Raw genomic sequence first — 17380 nt, 5'->3', positions numbered from 1 at the left:
GCACTCCTGAATCTTTCAATCCACGTAATGGATATCGGCCTCAGCTATGCCCCGGCAGTGGTCATCGCCACATCCGGCATCCTTCCCGGATTTGGGAAGTCTTTGATTTCAAAAACCAAGTATGCACAAGCGCAAGCACTCATTCGCCGACAACAATTCGGCTGTGGTGCCGGTGAAGTGCCCAATGACGAAGCAAAGCCCATACATTTTATATTGGTGGTTCCGCTCACAATTCTGCTTATTGTGGCTGCCTACTATGCACTAAATTGGGTGGGAAATGCTCAAATACCAGCGCTCAACATTGCTATCGGATTGCTACTTTTCTCTTTGGGACTTTTCATTCGCAAACAATTTTTGAGCGATTGGGAGGGTTCACCGAGAAAATTGGATTTTGCTTGTCTGTTAATTGGTATGTTCTTTTATTTTTAACCGAATATGAAGCCATGACCCTCCGCCTCGCCACCCTCTCGCTGCTAATCCTCTACCCCATCGCATGGTTCGCGCCGCTGATGCGCGCAGGCCTCCTGCCGATCTTCGGCCTCAGCGAAATCAGCGTTATCACTGGCCTGCAGTCCTTGTGGAAGTCCGACATCTTCCTCGCGCTGGTCGTAACCGTCTTCGCCCTCGTTGCGCCCTTTGTCAAAACCATCGGCACCGCCCTGATCCAGTGGAACCTGCTGGACCCGCGCGTCCAGCCCGCGCTGAACATCCTCGGCAAGCTGGCGATGGCCGATATTTTCCTGATCGCGCTCTACATCACGCTGGCCAAGGGAATTTCCTACGCGACCATTGAAACCGCCTGGGGGCTATACCTGTTTACCGGCTGCATTCTGGCCTCGCTTGCCGTGGGCCATATTACAGAGATGACATTCGGATCACGAAAACCTCAGACCTGATTGATTGAAAACAAAATTCTGAGTATCATTTAGATATTTCGAGCAGCAACGTGTTTGTAGTTCACGGGTCCTAAGCGGATCGCATCGTGCTTTTTGATCGTCCGCTTTGACCCGGTTTTGTATCGGTTAAGGAAGGAGATCGACAATCATGGCCGCCCTTCACTCTGTCACATTGCAATTCCAGAATGTCTTTTTGAAACTTACTTTTTTCCTGATCTGCACGGTTGCTTTATTCGCGGTCGCATCCACTCTGCTCTCTGCCTTCGGCATCCTTCCCTGGCTGTCCATGCACGCCGGATTGGGCGGGGGTGAGGTCATTGATGCGGGCCTCTACATCCAGATCGGCCTGACCGCGCTGATCATGATGCTGGCCTTCTACCTGCCCGCAAACGCCCGCATGATGGCGCTGGAACGGACGCACCGCAATTTCTCGCTCAACATGCAGGACGTGGCCGGGGCCTATCAGCTTGCTCATGCCGCCGACCGCAGCGGCGCGTTCGCGCTGTCTTCCGAGTTTGACGCGGTCAAGGAACGCATGGCCTTTCTGCGCGATCATCCCGATCTGCAGGGGCTCGAGCCGCAGGTGCTGGAACTGGCCGCGCAGATGAGCCAGATCAGCCAGGAACTGGCCGATACCTATGGCGACGCCAAGGTCGACCGCGCCCGCACCTTCCTGAAACAGCGGCAGGAAGAGATTGAGCAATTCCAGCACCGGATCGAAGAAGCTCAGGTCATCCAGCACGAGTTGCGCCAATGGACCCGCGATATCGAGATCGAGGAATCCATCGCCAAATCTCAACTGGCGCGCCTGCGGGATGAGCTGTTCGACCTGCTGCCCGAACTGTCGGCGCAACTGCAATCCGCGCCCGATGGCAAAGATCCCACCGCCTCGAGCGTGGTTGCCATGACCCCGCCGCGCGCGGCCGAATAACCACCCACCCCGGCGCGCAAGCGCCTGCCGCGGAGGATGGCCCGCAGGGCCTGAGACCGCGGCACGCCGCCGGCGGAGATGAATGCCCGCAAGGGCTTGAAGAACCGTCCATCCTCGGGCACGAATTGCGCCATGGCAAAGACGACTTCTTTCTCCTGCTCGGCCTGTGGCGCAACGCATACCCTGTGGTCCGGGCGCTGCGACGCCTGCGGCGAGTGGAACACCATTGTTCAGGACGTGCCGCTTTCGGCTGGCCCGGCCAAAAAATCCCTCGGCGGCAAGCGGGGCCAGCCCATCGCACTCACGGACCTGTCGACCGAGGAAACACCCCCGCCCCGCACCCTCTGCGGGGTCGAGGAATTGGATCGCGTGCTGGGCGGCGGCCTTGTCCCCGCCTCGGCCCTGTTGGTGGGCGGAGACCCCGGCATCGGCAAATCCACCCTTCTGCTGCAGGCCGCCGCCCGGTTCGCGCGCGCCGGTGTGAAAACGGTTTACGTGTCGGGCGAAGAAGCCAGCGCGCAGGTCCGCATGCGTGCCCGCCGTCTGGGGCTGGAGGACGCACCGGTGCATCTTGCGGCCGAGACCAACCTGCGGGACATCCTGACCACGCTCGAGGCTGAAAAGCCCGGCCTTGCCATTATCGACTCGATCCAGACCATGTGGGCCGACAACGTGGACAGCGCGCCGGGCTCGGTGTCACAAGTCCGGGCCGCAGCGCATGAATTGACCACGTTTGCGAAACGACACGGCGTCTCGATCATCATGGTCGGCCATGTCACCAAGGAAGGCCAGATCGCGGGCCCCCGTGTGGTCGAACATATGGTCGATACCGTGCTCTATTTCGAAGGCGAACGCGGGCATCAGTTCCGCATCCTGCGCGCCGTCAAGAACCGCTTTGGCCCGGCGGATGAGATCGGGGTGTTCGAAATGACGGGCAAGGGGCTGGCACAGGTCACCAACCCCTCGGCCCTATTCCTGTCGGAACGCGGCACGCCCAGCCCCGGTTCAGCCGTGTTTGCAGGTATCGAAGGAACCCGCCCCGTGCTGGTTGAATTGCAGGCACTGGTGGCCCCCTCGCCCCATTCGCAACCGCGCCGAACGGTTGTCGGCTGGGACAGCGGGCGGCTTGCGATGATCCTCGCGGTGCTCGAAGCGCGGTGTGGAATCCCCTTTGCGGGCCTCGATGTCTATCTGAACGTCGCCGGTGGGCTGAAAGTCAGCGAACCCGCCGCCGACCTCGCCGTGGCCGCCGCATTGCTCAGCGCGCGCGAGGATACCGCCCTGCCCGCCGACACCGTCGTTTTCGGAGAAATCTCGCTATCCGGGGCACTTAGACCGGCCCCGCAGACCGAAAACAGGTTGAAAGAAGCACAAAAACTTGGTTTCACAGCGGCAATTGCTCCGGCAGGTGGCAAAACCGGCACTGTGGCAGGTCTGACACTCACCCGACCCTCTGATTTGGTTGGGTTTGTTGGCGAAACCTTCGGAGCAGGTTAAAGTCGCGACCCGAGGGGCAGCAAAAAGAACAGGCGAGGGCCATGGAAGGTTTTACAATTATTGACGGGGTTGTGGCCCTGATCATCGTGCTGTCAGGCATTTTGGCCTATTCGCGCGGTTTCATGCGCGAGGTTCTGGCCATCGCAGGCTGGGTTGCCGCTGCCATTCTGGCCTTTATCTTCGCGCCGCAAGCGGTGCCGCTGGTCAAAGAGATACCGGTTGTCGGGGATTTCCTGCGCGACAGTTGCGAATTGTCGGTCATCACCGGGTTTGCCGCTGTCTTCGCGATTGCGCTGATCGTCGTCAGCATTTTCACGCCGCTGTTTTCATCGCTGGTGCAGCGTTCGGCACTGGGTGGGCTGGATCAGGCGCTCGGCTTTTTCTTCGGCATCGCCCGCGGCATCCTGCTTGTCGCGATTGCCTTCTTCGTCTACGACACGGTCATGACCGGCCAGTCCTACACGATTGTGGACGAAAGTCGCTCGGCCAAAGTGTTCGAACAGTTCAGCGACAAGATCGAAGAGCAGAACCCCGAAGAGGCTCTGGGCTGGGTCACCGCGCAATATGAGGAACTGGTGGCAAGCTGCACAGCGGGCGCAAACCAGTAACCGCCCCCAGCATCCACGCGAACAAAAGCCCGGATCGATCCGGGCTTTTTCATTTCGGGTCAGACAAACCCCTCACCACCGCAAACGGTACAGCGGATGCTTTTGAGCCCGAAGCACCCGTCGCACCGGCTGAACACCGGCTTGCCGTAGATGTCCCGGCTTTTGATGACCTCACCCGCGCCGTTGCAGATCTGACAGGGCGCGCGCCCCTGCCCCCGGCAGCGATGGCACCGTCGCTTGACCGGCTCTTGCTTCTTTGATGGCGGCTTATTCTGCCACATGCGCATCCGTTTCCTGCACCCGCGGCCGGTCGATATGACCGAACCAGCGACATGACAGCACATAAGACGGCGCTTGTCATCCATCCCGACCGGTAACAGGGTTGGCAGAAATACCACCTGCGGCAAAACGTGAGTATGATCCTTTGATGACAGCCGCGCGAATAGGCATTATGTGAGGGCCAAACCGCCACGGAATCGGAGCTGCCGATCTTGTTCTTTCTGTTCTCATGCGCGCTCGCCGCAATGATGACCGCCCTTTTGGCGTCAGGAACAGCAGCCAATCGCACGGCGCGGACCGCGCGGGAATTCCGAATGCCTGTCAAACTCAGCGTCAGAACGCCACAGAAATTGGAGCCCGTACATGTGTGGGATTTTGGGGATCGCAAACCGGACACATGATGTCTTTGCGGAAATCTATGACGGGCTGCTGATGTTGCAGCACCGGGGTCAGGACGCCTCGGGGATTGTTACCTACAACGGCGAGTTTCTCCGTGAAAAAAAGGCCAATGGTCTGGTCAAGGATGTCTTCAATGCCGGAGACGCGGAAACCCTGCTGGGCCGGGTCGGCATGGGCCATGTGCGTTATCCGACCGCAGGATCGCTCAGCGCGGCCGAAGCGCAGCCGTTTTTCGTAAACGCGCCCTATGGCATCTATCTGGTTCACAACGGCAACATCACCAATACCGAAGAGCAGCGCGAGAAAGTCACGGCCAAATACAGCCGGCATCTGCGGACAACCTCGGATTCCGAGGTTCTGCTGAACGTCCTGGCCGACAAGGTTGCCGACGCGATCAAGGTCAACGGCAACGCTGATCCGATCCGCAACATCTTTGCCGGTGTGAAGATGACGATGGAACGGATTCAAGGGGCCTATTCAGTGATCTGTCTGGTTGCGGGTGTCGGCATGCTGGCTTTCCGCGACCCCTATGGCATTCGCCCGCTTTCGGTGGCCAAACGCGAGGCACCGGGTGACGGCGACGATTATGCCTTTGCCTCCGAGGACATAGCCTTTGGCATCAACGGTTTCGACAAGCTGCGCGACCTGCACCCGGGCGAGGCGATCCTGATCGATCTGGACGGCAATATGCACGAGTTCCAGGCCGTCGAGGGCAAGCTGACCCCCTGTATCTTTGAATATGTCTATCTGGCGCGCCCGGATTCGCTGCTGGATGGCGTGTCGGTCTACAAGACCCAGATGCGGATGGGTCAGACGCTGGCCAAGCAGATACAGGACTCGGGGCTGGAGATCGACCGGATCATTCCGGTTCCCGACAGCGCCCGCCCGGTCGCGCTCGAGGCTGCCAAGATCACCGGCATCCCCTATCGCGAAGGTCTGGTCAAGAACCGCTATGTCGGGCGGACCTTCATCATGCCCGGTCAGGAAGAGCGGCAAAAATCCGTGCGGCGCAAACTGAACGCGGTTCCGCTGGAGTTCAAAGGCCACAATGTCCTGCTGATCGACGACTCGATCGTGCGCGGCAACACGATCAAAAAGATCGTACAGATGTGTCGCGAGGCCGGCGCAAAGAAGGTCTATATAGCAAGCGCCTCACCGCCGGTGAAATATCCCAACGTCTATGGCATCGACATGCCCACCAAGCATGAGCTGATCGCCAACGGCAAGGAAATCGAGGAAATCCGGCAGGAACTGGGGGCCGACGCGTTGTTCTATCAGCATCTCGACGATCTGATCTGGGCCGCCAAGGAAGGCAATCCGGATATCGAGGCCTTCGATTGTTCCTGTTTCGACGGGAACTACATCACCGGCAGCGTCAGCGAGGATTATCTGGACAGTCTGGAAAACAGCAGCCGGGTCAGCAAAAAGAAAAGAGATATGCAGGTCGTCGGTGGGTCCTGGAACGCGGCCAAACTGGCCTCGGGCTGACACTGTTTGATCCCTGAGTGTAAGCGCGAATCGTTGTCTGTTCGGCGGGTTTGATCGATTGCTTTTGTGGGGGCCGTTGTGCCCTCTGCCACAAGCCAATGGGTGGATTCCCGCCACAACCCAGTGATGAACCCGCCGCAATTGCAACGGCTTCGTCAGACCCGCGTTGCGCGCCAGAATGATGCGCGCCTTGCCGCCTTCCGCTCGGCATAAGGCTTTGCTATCCGGCGCGCCACTGCCACTCACTCGATTAGGGGGTCCGGGCCAGACCCGATCCACGGAACATGTCAAACGCCACCGTCAAAAGCGCGGCCACGCAGAAGGGCGCGCTGAAGAAGAACTCTGTCTCGGTTCTGGGGATCTTCGGTCCCAAAGCGGACCTGCACGCGCTGATGCGCATGTCCTCGGGGCGCGTGAAAAAGGTCAAAACCGGCAGCCGCGTCGCCTCGGGCCAGATCGTGGCCATCGATGAGGAAGGCGTCATGCTGCGACAAAGCGGCCAGACCGTGCGGATCGCCATTCCCGGCAGCTAATCGCGTCTTGACGCCTTGCGCGTAGGGGTTCAAACCGCCCCCATGACCGATCAGACCAAAATCGCCCTCATCACTGGGGCCTCTCGCGGGTTGGGCGCGGCGCTGGCCGAAGCGCTGGCACCCGAATACCACATCGTCGCCGTCGCCCGCACCACTGGCGGGCTTGAGGAACTGGACGACCGCATTCAGGCCAAAGGCGGGGCGGCCACGCTGGCCCCGATGGATATCGCGGACCCGAACGCCATGGCGACGCTGTGCCGTGGCATTCACGACCGCTGGGGCAAGGTCGATCTGTGGCTGCACACGGCGGTCCATACCTCGGCCCTGACACCTGCGCATTTTGTCGATCCCAAGGAATGGACCAAGGCGGTCAATATCAACGCTAATGCCACATCCGTTCTGATCCCATACATCGCGCCTTTGTTGGGCGAAGCAGGTCACGCGGTGTTCTTCGACGACCCCAAGGCGGGCGAGAAATTCTATGGCATCTACGGAGCGACCAAGGCCGCGCAGATGGCACTGGCGCGTAGCTGGCAGGCGGAAACCGAGCGCACCGGGCCGCGCGTTTCCATTCTAGAACCAGCACCTATGCCAACCGCCGTACGCGCGCGGTTCCATCCGGGCGAGGATCGTGAGGCCCTGACAAACACGGCGGATGAGGCGGCGCGGATAGTGGCGCTGTTGTAGGAATGGCCCTTTGGGCCATGCCTCCGGCGGGGATATTTTTTGGCCAGATGAAGTTCGGATCAGGCGATATGAGTGCCGTTGCGCCCGGCGAGGTCGACGAAGAATTGCCAGGCGACACGGCCTGAGCGCGCACCTCGGGTGGCCTGCCATTCGATGGCTTCGGCACGCAAGGTGTCAGGGTCGACGCTGACGCCGTATGCCGCGCAATAGCGGTCGATCATGGCAAGGTATTCGTCCTGATCGCAGGGGTGGAAGCCCAGCCACAGGCCGAACCGGTCGGACAGCGAGACTTTCTCCTCGACCGCCTCGGACGGGTTGATGGCACTGGAACGTTCGTTTTCGATCATGTCCCGCGGCATCAGGTGGCGGCGGTTCGAGGTCGCATAAAACACCACGTTTTCCGGGCGGCCTTCGATGCCGCCATCCAGCACCGCCTTGAGCGATTTGTAGTGCTGGTCGTCATGGCTGAACGACAGGTCATCGCAGAACAGGATGAACCGGTGCGGCGCGGCGCGCAGGTGGTTCAGCAGGCGCGCGACCGAGCCCATATCCTCGCGCTGCAACTCGACCAGCTTCAGTTCGGGATGGTCCGACTGCAGCGTGCCATGCACCGCCTTGACGAGGCTGGACTTGCCCATCCCCCGCGCGCCCCACAGCAGCGCGTTATTGGCCTTGAACCCGGCGGCAAAGCGGCGGGTGTTGTCCAGCAGCGTATCCCGCGACCGGTTGATGCCCACAAGCAGGTCCAGATCGACGCGATTGACTTGCGCGACCGGCTCCAGACGATCCGGCTCCACATGCCAGACAAAGGCTGAGGCCGCATTGAAATCGGGCGCTGCCAGAGGGGCCGGTGCCATCCGCTCCAACGCGTCGGCGATGCGGTTCAGGGCTTGGTCGTCCATTGGGGCCTCCGGCTCGTGTTTTGGCGTTCAAACCACGTTCCAACCGGCGCAACAAGGTCTGGCAACGAAAAAGGCGCGCCAGCTTGGGGCGCGCCTGATCCGATTTTCATGCCGTGTTATTTTTCGTCCTCGGCCTCTGCCATCAGGTCTTCATCCGCTTCGGCCTCGTCATCATAGTAGCCGTCGGCACGCAGCTGTTCCTCGCGCTTTTTCTCGACGCGGGCGACGAGGAAGATCGACACCTCGTAAAGCCCATAAACCACCACGAACAGGATGATCTGCGTGATCACATCCGGTGGCGTCACCAAAGCGGCCAGAACCAGAATGGCGACAACGGCGTATTTACGGACCGAGCCCAGCCCCTCGGCACTGACCAGCCCGGCCTTGCCCATCAACGTCAGAAGAACCGGCAGTTGGAAACACAGGCCAAAGGCCACGATGAACTTGATCGTCAGGTTCAGATATTCCTGCGCCGAGCCTTGGAACACCACGCTCAGCGGTGCGGATGCGGCCTCGTCCACCACCGCCTCGCCCTCGGCACCGAACTGCTGGAAGCCAAGAAAGAAGTCATAGGCCAGCGGCGTCACGACGTAGAAGGCAAAGCTGGCCCCCAACAGGAACATGAAGGGTGAGGCCAGCATGAAGGGCAGAAACGCGTTCTTCTCGGACTTGTAAAGTCCAGGCGCAACGAACCGCCACATCTGCATTCCGATATAGGGGAATGCCAGCATGAACCCGCCCAGCAGCGAGACCTTGATGGCGACAAAGAACCCTTCCTGCGGCGAGATGAAGATCAGCCCGCAATCCTGCCCACGTTCGCTGAGCACCGCGCACAGAGGCTGCGTCAGGAAGTTGAAGATCGGCGTGGCCACCGTGAAACAGATGATCATGCCGACCAGAAACGCCACGACGCTGTGGATCAACCGCGTGCGCAGCTCGGTCAGATGCTCGATCAATGGGGCCGAGGTATCCTCGATCTCGTCGGTTTTGCTCATGTCTTGTTCTCAGAGTTCAGCGCGGCTTCGGCCTCTTCGGCCTTGGCCAGCGCGTCAGCGGCTTCCTTGGCCTTGCGCTCGGCCGCGGCGCGGGCGGTCGTGGCCTGGATCTTCTTGGCCTGCTCGGCCCGTTCGGCGGCCAGCTTGCCGGTTTCGCTGTCGGGGTCGAACTTGGTCGGGTCAATGCTTTTGGCCATGTCCTGCGCCGCCTGTTTCACGCCATCCATGGCGCTGCCGACAGGGTTCGTCGCGGCATTCAGACCTTTCTTGATCTCGTTTACCCCGGCTTCGTCCGCCGCCTCGTTCATCGCAGTGGTGAACTCGCGCGCCATGCCGCGGGCCTTGCCGACAAAGCGTCCTACATTGCGAAACAGCACCGGCAGGTCCTTTGGCCCCACGACGATCAGAGCAACGATGCCGATGACCAGAAGCTCGGTCCAGCCCAGATCAAACATGGCCGATCAGACCTTGTCTTTCTCGGTTTCAGGCGTGACGTCCTTAGCCAGTTCCGATGCGTCCTGTTCAATCTCTTCCGAGCCGTCCTTGACGCCTTTCTTGAACGCCGTGATCCCCTTGCCGACTTCACCCATCAACGAGCTAATCTTGCCGCGGCCAAACAGCACCAGCACCACAACTGCGATCAGCAGAAGACCGGGAAGGCCAATATTGTTAAGCATGTCTCTTCTCCTCTTGAGTCGGCGCATCATGCGCCGGATGTCCGATTTGGTCCGTGTTTACGCCTCGAAACGCATCACCAAAAGGGCGACAGATCAAATCGGCCATCAAATTTGAACCGTTTGCGCTTTTTCCAGGGGGTCGCTTTTTCCAACTGACAGGTTTATGTCAGTTGTAACGGGCTAGGACAATTCTATCGAAACCTGGTCAACGGAGACACAAATGACCCATGTTGCAGAAATCGTCACCTTCACACTGGCAGACGGCACCACACCGGAAGAGTTCGTGAAGCTCAGCCAGTCAACGGAAACGTTCGTCCGTTCTGCGCCCGGATTTGCCCACCGCCAACTGAGCCAGGGCGAGGATGGCCGCTGGACGGATTATGTCATCTGGACGGATATGAAGGCCGCGCAGGATGCCGCCGCGCAATTCCCGCAGCAGGAGTTTGCCGCCGCGCTTATGACCGCGATTGACCCGGCCAGCATCCAGATGCGCCACGAGAATGTGCTATGGAAATTGACCGCCTGATCGCGGCTCGGACGGCGTGACATGCGCCGCACGGATCGCCTGTTCGACATCATCCAGATCCTGCGCGACGGTAAACTGCACCGCGCGCAGGACATCGCGGACCGGCTGGAAGTGTCGGTCCGCACGATCTATCGCGACATGGATACACTGGTTGCCTCGGGTGTCCCGGTCGAGGGCGAACGCGGCGTCGGCTACATGGTGCGCGAGCAGATCACCCTGCCCCCGCTGAACCTGACGCCCGAAGAGCTCGAAGCGCTGAACCTCGGGATGGCCATCGTGGCCGAGGCTGCCGACCCCGACCTGAAAGCCGCCGCCGAGAGCCTGGCCGACAAGATCGACGCCGTGCTGCCGACGCAGGTCGTGGCCGAGGCGGATACATGGAAATTCGCCGTCTACCCCTTTGCAGATGTCGCCCGCGGACTGGCGCATATGGCCCCGATCCGCGCCGCCATCAAATCCCGCCAGAAACTGCGCCTGTCTTACCGCCGCATCGACGGCGTGCTCACCGAGCGGATCATCCGTCCCCTGCACATGGAATACTGGGGCCGCGTCTGGACTCTGACCGCATGGTGCGAACTACGTCAGGGCTTCCGCGTCTTCCGCATCGACCTGATCGAAGAGGTCACGCCCCTGCCCAAACTGTTTCAGGACGAACCCGGCAAACGCCTGAGCGACTACGACCCAAACACGTGATCCGCCCTTCATCTTTTCAAAAATACTCCCGCCGGAGGCATGGCCCGGAACGGGCCATTCAGGTCATTTCAAGTAAGGCTCCGGATCGACCGATTCAAACCCCTCGCGCACCTCGAAATGGACATAGGCATTGTCCCCACCCCGCAGTTGCGCCAGCTTTTGACCGCGCCGGACCCGGTCGCCTTTTTTGACCGTGATCTCTTCGACATTGGCATAGACGGTCAGCAGGTCGTTGTTGTGCTTGACCACGATGATCGGCACCTGATCCGCATCAGCGGTGATCGCTGCAACTGTCCCGGCCTCAGCCGCCTGAACGGCGGTTCCGGGCGAGGCTGCGATGTCGATCCCTTCGTTCTTGCCCTTGTCATAGGTCCGAATGATCCGCCCCGTCACCGGCAGCGACAGCGCCGAGGATCTGGAATTGCTCGGCGCTTCGGCCGTCACATCCGGGGGGTCGGCCAGCGGCTCGACCTTTTCATCCGGCAACGGCTGGGTTGCACTGGGCGGCGTGGGCGTCGGAGAGCCCTGGCCCGGTTGCGTCACATTCGTCGCCGGCTCAGCCGGAGCGGCGGCTGCCGTCTGGCGCGGTGCGGACTGGTTCTTGACTGGGATCAGCAGGAACTGACCTTCACGGATGGCAAAATCCGGTCCCAAGCCGTTCCATTCAGCCAGAGATTCCACCGGCACCTGATACAGCCGCGAGATCGTATAGGCCGTTTCACCGCGCTTGACCTTGTGCCGGACCGGCTCGGGCCCGACCGGCGCAGGGGCCGGTGCTGGTGCGGTTCTGGCGGGTTCCAGCGTGGTGGTCTGCACCCCTCCGGACGCCGGGGCCTGATCGATGGCGGCACCGGCGACGGCAGCAATATCGACACCGCTGCCCGCCCCGACCGAACGCGGCAGGGCAATGACTTCGCCCTCGCGCAGCTTGTCACTCGGCTGCAACCCGTTGAACCTTGCCAGTTCCGCCTCGGGCAAGCCGACGCGGGCGGCCACATCGCTTACCTTGTCGCCCCGCCGGGCCACGGCGACCTGATAGCTGGGATAGCTGATCACCCCGCGTCCGTCCGGCACCGGACGGCTCGTGGTTGCGGATTGCGCGGCGTCGGTGGTCGAAAACCCGCCGACCTGACCGCGCAGGTCATAGTCCAACGGCCCCTCGCACCCGGCCAGAATGGCCAAAGCTGCAACCCCGGTCGCACAGCGGCGTATCGCTGATTTGGAAACTGCTCTCATAACGTCTGCCCTCAACACCTGCCCCTGTTTTCCGGGGTTCCGGTGACTAAATCGTAAAGCCTGTTACGTCTCATCCTTCCCGAGCCCCTCGATCAGAGGCACGAAACGAACTGCCGTCAATTCGTCGTAATCCAGACCATCCTCGGTGCGCGTCACTTTGATCAACTGCTGCACCGCATCCGACTGTCCCACGGGTAACACCATAATACCCCCGATTTTAAGCTGCGCCAAGAGCGGTCCCGGCGGATCTTCGGCGGCGGCGGTCACAATGATCCGATCAAACGGCGCTTGCTCGGGCAATCCGAAAGAACCATCGGACAGCATTGCCGTGACATTGGTCAGCCCCAACTCGCGAAACAGCTTGCCGGTTTCGTTGACCAGCCGCCTGTGGCGTTCCACGGTGTAAACCCGGCGCGCCAGTTTGGACAGGATGGCCGCCTGATAGCCCGAGCCGGTACCGACTTCCAGCACCGTGTCCCGTGGGCGCACGTCCAGCGCCTGTGTCATCAACCCGACCACCGAGGGCTGGCTGATCGTCTGCCCACAGGCAATCGGCAGCGGCATATCCTCGTAGGCGCGGTCCGCGAACAGGCCGGTGACAAAGCGGCCCCTATCAACCTGTTCCATCGCCTCAAGTACGCGCGCATCCCGGACGCCGCGCTTGCGCAGGGCGAACAGGAACTGCATGACGATTTCTGGATCAAGCCCGCTCATTCGATTGACTTCAACGCTCCCAGCACATCATGCGCCGTCAGATCGGCCCGCATCGGCGTGACCGAGATGTAGCCTTCCAGATTGGCCGCCGCATCCGTTCCGGCCCCCGAGGGGTTTTGCTGATCGCCGCCCTGAATCCACAAAAACCGCCGCCCCGAGGGTGCATTATGCGGCTCGGCCCCGAACCGCGTCCCCCGGCGATAGCCCTGCCGGACAACGCGCGTGCCCAGCACTTCATCTTCCGGGACGGGCGGGAAATTGACGTTGTAGAACAGGCGGTAATCCCTCTGTTCTTCGGGGCTGGCCGCCAGAATACGGCGCACCAGATCGGCCCCGTGGCGTTGCGCCGCCTCGAACGGGTCGGCAAGGCTGCGGTTGCGCGGGCCGAAATACTGCGACAGCGCGATGGCCGGAATATCCTGAAGCGCTGCTTCCATTGCGCCGCCTATCGTACCGGAATACAACGCATTTTCCGCCGCGTTGTTGCCCCGGTTCACGCCCGACAGCACCAGATCGGGCGGACAGTCGCGCATCACGTCATGCACCCCCGCAAGCACGCAATCGGCGGGCGACCCTTCGGCGGCATAACGGCGCTCGGCCAGTTTTTCCAGCGAGAACGGGCGGGTATGGTTGATGCAATGCCCCACGCCCGATTGCTCGAAAGCCGGGGCGACGACCCAGACCTCGCCCCCGGGTCCGGCCAGATCGGCGGCGATGGCCTCAAGCACGGTCAGCCCCGGTGCACTGATGCCGTCATCATTGGTCAGAAGAATACGCATTGCCCCATCCATCCTTGCGTTTTGACCTTGATAGACGCGCCCCCGTGCTGCGGCAAGCGACGCAGCGGCGCAATCTGCGGCATTCCCGCACCACTCGGGCGGAAATTACCGCTCAGACAGGGAAGACAAAGCACCGGTCGCGGCGAATGGTCAACCACATGACCCGCCCCGGACCCGGCACAAAGACATTCGGCACGGTCGCTTTCAGGATCGATCCGTCATGATCCATGCGGAATTCGACCAGGCTTTCATTGCCCAGAAACCGCGCCCGCTCGACAACACCGCGCGCCGCCACGCCGTCGGTTGGCGTCGGCAAAGGCCCCTTGCCGTTACGGTCAAAGTCCAGCTTGACGTGTTGCGGGCGGAAGACGATCTCCACATCCGTCCCGTCCGGATAGCCCGGCGCCAGAAACTGGCCAAAGGGTGTTTCGGCCAAAGCCCCATTCACTTGCGCCGGCAACACGTTGACATCGCTGAAAAACGCAACCGCAGCCTTGTCCGCCGGGCGGGTATAAACGTTATACGGCGCGCCCTGCTGCACGATCTTGCCGCGCCGCATCAGGGCGATTTCATCGGCCATGCGCATTGCCTCTTCCGGTTCGTGCGTGACCAGAAGAACGGCGGCGTCTTCTTCCTTGAGGATCGCCAGCGTCTCGTCCCGAATGCCATCGCGCAGGCGGTTGTCGAGGCCCGAGAACGGCTCGTCCATCAGCATGATCCGGGGACGCGGGGCCAGCGCGCGGGCCAGCGCGACCCGTTGCTGCTCGCCCCCCGACAGTTGATGCGGAAAGCCGTCGATGAACCGCATCAGGTCGACTTTTCGCAGCAATTCCTCGACCCGCGCGCGTTTCTCGTCCTTGCTGCCCCGCAACCCGAAGGCCACATTGTTGGCGACGCTCAGATGCGGGAACAGGGCAAAGTCCTGAAACATCAGGCCAATCTCACGCCGTTCGGGCGGCACGCGGAACACCGTGTCGCAGATCAGCTTGCCGTCGACGTAAATCTCGCCCGAGTCCTGCATCTCGACCCCGGCGATCATGCGCAGGGTCGTGGACTTGCCGCAACCGGACGGCCCCAACAGGCACGTGACCTGCCCCGCCTGAACCGTCAGCGAGACGTCATCCACCACAAGCCGCCCCTCGAACCGGCGGATAATATTGCGAATTTCAAGACGAGGAGGAGTTACGTCTACTGTCACCGATGGGCCCCGTTGCCTTTCCCGATCAATTTCATCGGGCTTGGGCGGGGATAGCAACCCCGCCCGTCAGGCGCAAGTGATCAGCAGCACCCGCCGGATGCAGACGCGCCCGAGGCTTCAAACGGGCTTTCCCCGCCGCAGCCTTCGAAAATGCCGTAATGGGTCGAGAAATCACCGATGAAGTCGAAATGCCGGGCAAAGCGGGTGTTGTTCAGCATCATCCAGGTGTTGCCGCAGACCGGGAAGACCTTGCCGGTTTCGATCAGGTGGTGATCGTCCAGAACAAATTCATGCGGCGCGTTGGGAACGGTGCCTTTGTAGATCACCGCCTGACCGTAATCTTCGCAGGCCGGTTCCAGTTCGGGCAGTTTGAACAAGCGATAGGTGGCCGAAAGGAAGTTCAGCGGTGCGACTCGTTCTTCCAACACAGGGTTTTCGATGGTCAGCGGGCGATGCGTCACCCGGCGCGGGTCGCCGAAACCGGCTGCCCGCGATATGGACAGGAAATCGTTCCAATAGAGCGCGCCGGACAGGCATTCGCCGTACAGCACCTCATCTTCGGCCATCGCTTTCGGCACCCGGCGGTCGGCGTAGACGTCCGAGAAATACATCTCGCCCCCGTCCTTCAACAGCCGGTGCGCCCCGCGCAGAACGGCGGCTTTGTCGGTGGCGAGGTTGACGACGCAGTTCGACACGATGATATCAAAGCTGCCCGGCTCAAGGTCCAGCTCGTCCAGCTTTTCGATATAGCCGTGGTGGAATTCGACATTGCTGGTGGAATGTCCAAAGGCCTGCGCGTGATAGTCCTGATGCGCCCGGGCGACGTCGAGTTGCTCGGACGTCATATCCACCCCGACAACGCGCCCCGTTTCCCCGACCATCGCAGACAGAGCGTAAACATCCCGGCCCGCGCCGCAGCCCAGATCGAGGATATGCATCCCCTCAAGGTCCAGCGGCGCGATCAGGCCGCAGCCGTAGTAGCGCGTCAGCACGTCATCATGGATTTTCGAAAGGATTTTCTTGACATGATCGGGCATGTCATCGGGCGTGCAGCATGCATTGGTCTGCAGGTCCGCGCTGCTTTGCAGGACTTCGCCATAGTAATTCTGCACCGATTCATGCTTCATCGCAGCAATCCTTCCCTGTTTGCTGACATGCAGCTAATGCAGAGCGCCGGTCTTCGCAATGTGGCGATTGGAACTTTGACGAAAGCGTGAGAGGTCCGGCGCTTACTCCAACAACTCAAAGTCCGTGCTGGCCCGCACCTTGCCGTTCACCTGAATCTCCAGCTTATGCGCGCCCGGTACCAGTTTGAACGTGGTCGCATTAGCCTTCAGTTTGTGCTTCTTGTCCAACTGCAAAACGCCGTCTTTCAGCGCAGCCTGTTTCAGCTTATGCACTTTGGCTGAGGTTTTCCCGCCAGGTCGCTGAAAGTGAATGATATAATCCACCAGAACCGGCTGCGCGCCCGCCCCTTGCAGCGAAACGGAAAACTCCAGCGCGTCGCCGATGCGGGCGTCGTTTTTCAGGTCGATGCTCACCGCCAGTTTCGCGTCCGGGTCATAGCCCAGCATCTTCATTGCATCCGGATGCCCCGCCTTGACGAGACCGCGCAGGGTGTGGGTGGTCATCCAGTCCAACTCGTCCGCCTTTTGTCGCCCCTCGCCGTGCCATGTCCGCAGGCGGTTCAAAACAAGATCAGGGTTTTTCTTAGTGATATCGTTCAGATGGTTCGCCACCGAGCGTGTCACGTACCGGGTGCGGTCGCCGTGCAGACGATCCAGCAAGGGCAGCGGGTCCGACATGTCCAGCGCGACCGCCTGCCCCCATGGCAGGCGCGACCGGGTGCCTTCGCTGACCAACCGACGCACGTGATAGCTGTCATGGTTGCACCAGACCTGCATGCGGGCCAGCACCAGATCGGGCCAGCGGTTCAGAAACGGGCGGATCGCCCATTCCATCGAAAAGCGCTGGGTCAGGTCTGCAAGTACGTCCAGCGCCAGTTCGGGATGCTCGATGCCAACCGTCGCCACCCATTCCCCCAACGGCGCGAAGATGAAATCGCCGAAATCATCATCCGTCTTGTCGGGGTCCAAGGGCGGCGGCAAAGCTCTCAGGATCACCGGGGCAACCTGCGGCAGTTCACCCGGAAAAGCCTCCTGCAGACATGTCGCGATCCAGGCGATCCGCTCTTTCAACTCAAGGTCCAGCAGGCGGGACATGACACGCGCGTGGAAGTCCTCGGCACCGAAAGACGGATCGGCCTGTGCGAACAGATCGGCCAGATAGCGCGTCTTTTCGGCGTTAAACAGCTGATCTTTCAACGAGAAATTCTGCGCCAT

The 17380-nt window shown here is 61.0% G+C and carries 21 protein-coding genes; 10 read left to right on the top strand and 11 right to left on the bottom strand.

Annotated elements, in window-relative coordinates; all coding sequences use genetic code 11:
- Positions 1 to 27 precede the first annotated feature (27 nt).
- The 5 genes from ACR0EZ_RS15505 (at position 28) to ACR0EZ_RS15485 (ending at position 3932) form a co-directional block, all read left to right on the top strand.
- Positions 28 to 429 carry a hypothetical protein gene (locus tag ACR0EZ_RS15505; RefSeq protein ID WP_480614671.1) on the top strand — a complete coding sequence of 134 codons (402 nt, stop codon included), beginning with the start codon at positions 28 to 30 and terminating at the stop codon, positions 427 to 429.
- A 14-nt stretch (positions 430 to 443) separates the two neighbouring features.
- Positions 444 to 896 carry a paraquat-inducible protein A gene (locus ACR0EZ_RS15500; RefSeq protein ID WP_480614668.1) on the top strand — a complete coding sequence of 151 codons (453 nt, stop codon included), beginning with the start codon at positions 444 to 446 and terminating at the stop codon, positions 894 to 896.
- Positions 897 to 1044: 148 nt separating this feature from the next.
- Complete coding sequence (locus ACR0EZ_RS15495; protein ID WP_480614665.1) at positions 1045 to 1827, top strand: DNA repair protein; 783 nt, start codon at positions 1045 to 1047, stop codon at positions 1825 to 1827.
- A gap of 132 nt (positions 1828 to 1959) precedes the next feature.
- Complete coding sequence (radA, locus tag ACR0EZ_RS15490) at positions 1960 to 3324, top strand: DNA repair protein RadA (protein WP_480614663.1); 1365 nt, start codon at positions 1960 to 1962, stop codon at positions 3322 to 3324.
- A gap of 41 nt (positions 3325 to 3365) precedes the next feature.
- On the top strand, positions 3366 to 3932 hold the full coding sequence (locus ACR0EZ_RS15485) for a CvpA family protein (protein WP_480614660.1): 567 nt from the start codon (positions 3366 to 3368) through the stop codon (positions 3930 to 3932).
- Between the two features lie 59 nt (positions 3933 to 3991).
- Here ACR0EZ_RS15485 and ACR0EZ_RS15480 read toward each other — a convergent pair whose 3' ends face one another.
- Complete coding sequence (locus ACR0EZ_RS15480) at positions 3992 to 4213, bottom strand: hypothetical protein (RefSeq protein WP_480614658.1); 222 nt, start codon at positions 4211 to 4213, stop codon at positions 3992 to 3994.
- Positions 4214 to 4574: 361 nt separating this feature from the next.
- On the opposite strand from ACR0EZ_RS15480, the gene purF reads away from it, so the two are divergent.
- The 3 genes from purF (at position 4575) to ACR0EZ_RS15465 (ending at position 7318) form a co-directional block, all read left to right on the top strand.
- Positions 4575 to 6098 (top strand): amidophosphoribosyltransferase, encoded by a 1524-nt coding sequence (gene purF / locus ACR0EZ_RS15475; RefSeq protein ID WP_480614655.1) that lies wholly within the window; start codon positions 4575 to 4577, stop codon positions 6096 to 6098.
- 284 nt (positions 6099 to 6382) lie between these two features.
- Positions 6383 to 6631, top strand: coding sequence for a hypothetical protein (locus ACR0EZ_RS15470; RefSeq protein ID WP_480614654.1), 249 nt, complete (start codon positions 6383 to 6385; stop codon positions 6629 to 6631).
- Between the two features lie 42 nt (positions 6632 to 6673).
- Positions 6674 to 7318 (top strand): SDR family NAD(P)-dependent oxidoreductase, encoded by a 645-nt coding sequence (locus ACR0EZ_RS15465; protein WP_480614651.1) that lies wholly within the window; start codon positions 6674 to 6676, stop codon positions 7316 to 7318.
- Positions 7319 to 7377: 59 nt separating this feature from the next.
- Here the strand turns inward: ACR0EZ_RS15465 and ACR0EZ_RS15460 are convergent, their stop codons facing one another.
- From ACR0EZ_RS15460 to ACR0EZ_RS15445, 4 genes are all read right to left on the bottom strand, one after another.
- A complete protein-coding gene (locus tag ACR0EZ_RS15460) occupies positions 7378 to 8220 on the bottom strand; it encodes an ATP-binding protein (protein WP_480614648.1) in 843 nt (280 codons plus the stop codon).
- Between the two features lie 116 nt (positions 8221 to 8336).
- Positions 8337 to 9215: a twin-arginine translocase subunit TatC gene (gene tatC / locus ACR0EZ_RS15455; RefSeq protein ID WP_480614645.1), complete on the bottom strand. Its 879-nt coding sequence runs from the start codon at positions 9213 to 9215 to the stop codon at positions 8337 to 8339.
- Positions 9212 to 9670, bottom strand: a complete 459-nt coding sequence (gene tatB / locus ACR0EZ_RS15450; protein ID WP_480614643.1) for a Sec-independent protein translocase protein TatB — start codon at positions 9668 to 9670, stop codon at positions 9212 to 9214. Before tatB ends, tatC begins: the two co-directional genes overlap by 4 nt.
- A gap of 6 nt (positions 9671 to 9676) precedes the next feature.
- A complete protein-coding gene (locus ACR0EZ_RS15445) occupies positions 9677 to 9892 on the bottom strand; it encodes a twin-arginine translocase TatA/TatE family subunit (RefSeq protein WP_170450201.1) in 216 nt (71 codons plus the stop codon).
- A gap of 220 nt (positions 9893 to 10112) precedes the next feature.
- Here ACR0EZ_RS15445 and ACR0EZ_RS15440 point away from each other — a divergent pair, with 220 nt between their 5' ends.
- Together ACR0EZ_RS15440 and ACR0EZ_RS15435 are read left to right on the top strand one after the other, a co-directional pair.
- Complete coding sequence (locus tag ACR0EZ_RS15440) at positions 10113 to 10418, top strand: hypothetical protein (protein WP_480614640.1); 306 nt, start codon at positions 10113 to 10115, stop codon at positions 10416 to 10418.
- Positions 10419 to 10439: 21 nt separating this feature from the next.
- Positions 10440 to 11111: a helix-turn-helix transcriptional regulator gene (locus tag ACR0EZ_RS15435; protein ID WP_480614637.1), complete on the top strand. Its 672-nt coding sequence runs from the start codon at positions 10440 to 10442 to the stop codon at positions 11109 to 11111.
- Between the two features lie 63 nt (positions 11112 to 11174).
- Here the strand turns inward: ACR0EZ_RS15435 and ACR0EZ_RS15430 are convergent, their stop codons facing one another.
- The 6 genes from ACR0EZ_RS15430 to ACR0EZ_RS15405 all read right to left on the bottom strand — a co-directional run bounded on the left by ACR0EZ_RS15430 (position 11175) and on the right by ACR0EZ_RS15405 (position 17380).
- Positions 11175 to 12347, bottom strand: a complete 1173-nt coding sequence (locus ACR0EZ_RS15430; protein WP_480614634.1) for a peptidoglycan DD-metalloendopeptidase family protein — start codon at positions 12345 to 12347, stop codon at positions 11175 to 11177.
- A 63-nt stretch (positions 12348 to 12410) separates the two neighbouring features.
- The gene (locus ACR0EZ_RS15425; RefSeq protein WP_480614631.1) at positions 12411 to 13061 is read right to left on the bottom strand and encodes a protein-L-isoaspartate(D-aspartate) O-methyltransferase; all 651 of its coding nucleotides are present in this window, start codon (positions 13059 to 13061) and stop codon (positions 12411 to 12413) included.
- Positions 13058 to 13840: a 5'/3'-nucleotidase SurE gene (gene surE, locus ACR0EZ_RS15420; protein ID WP_480614629.1), complete on the bottom strand. Its 783-nt coding sequence runs from the start codon at positions 13838 to 13840 to the stop codon at positions 13058 to 13060. The genes ACR0EZ_RS15425 and surE overlap by 4 nt, the downstream gene beginning before the upstream one ends.
- A gap of 112 nt (positions 13841 to 13952) precedes the next feature.
- On the bottom strand, positions 13953 to 15038 hold the full coding sequence (locus ACR0EZ_RS15415) for an ABC transporter ATP-binding protein (RefSeq protein ID WP_480614626.1): 1086 nt from the start codon (positions 15036 to 15038) through the stop codon (positions 13953 to 13955).
- A gap of 80 nt (positions 15039 to 15118) precedes the next feature.
- Positions 15119 to 16165, bottom strand: a complete 1047-nt coding sequence (locus ACR0EZ_RS15410) for a methyltransferase domain-containing protein (RefSeq protein WP_480614623.1) — start codon at positions 16163 to 16165, stop codon at positions 15119 to 15121.
- Positions 16166 to 16267: 102 nt separating this feature from the next.
- Entirely contained in the window at positions 16268 to 17380 is a 1113-nt protein-coding gene (locus ACR0EZ_RS15405) for a hypothetical protein (RefSeq protein WP_480614620.1), read from the bottom strand.

The organism is Ruegeria sp. AK4 (assembly GCF_056541025.1).
This window is presented reverse-complemented; position numbering and strand designations above follow the sequence as displayed.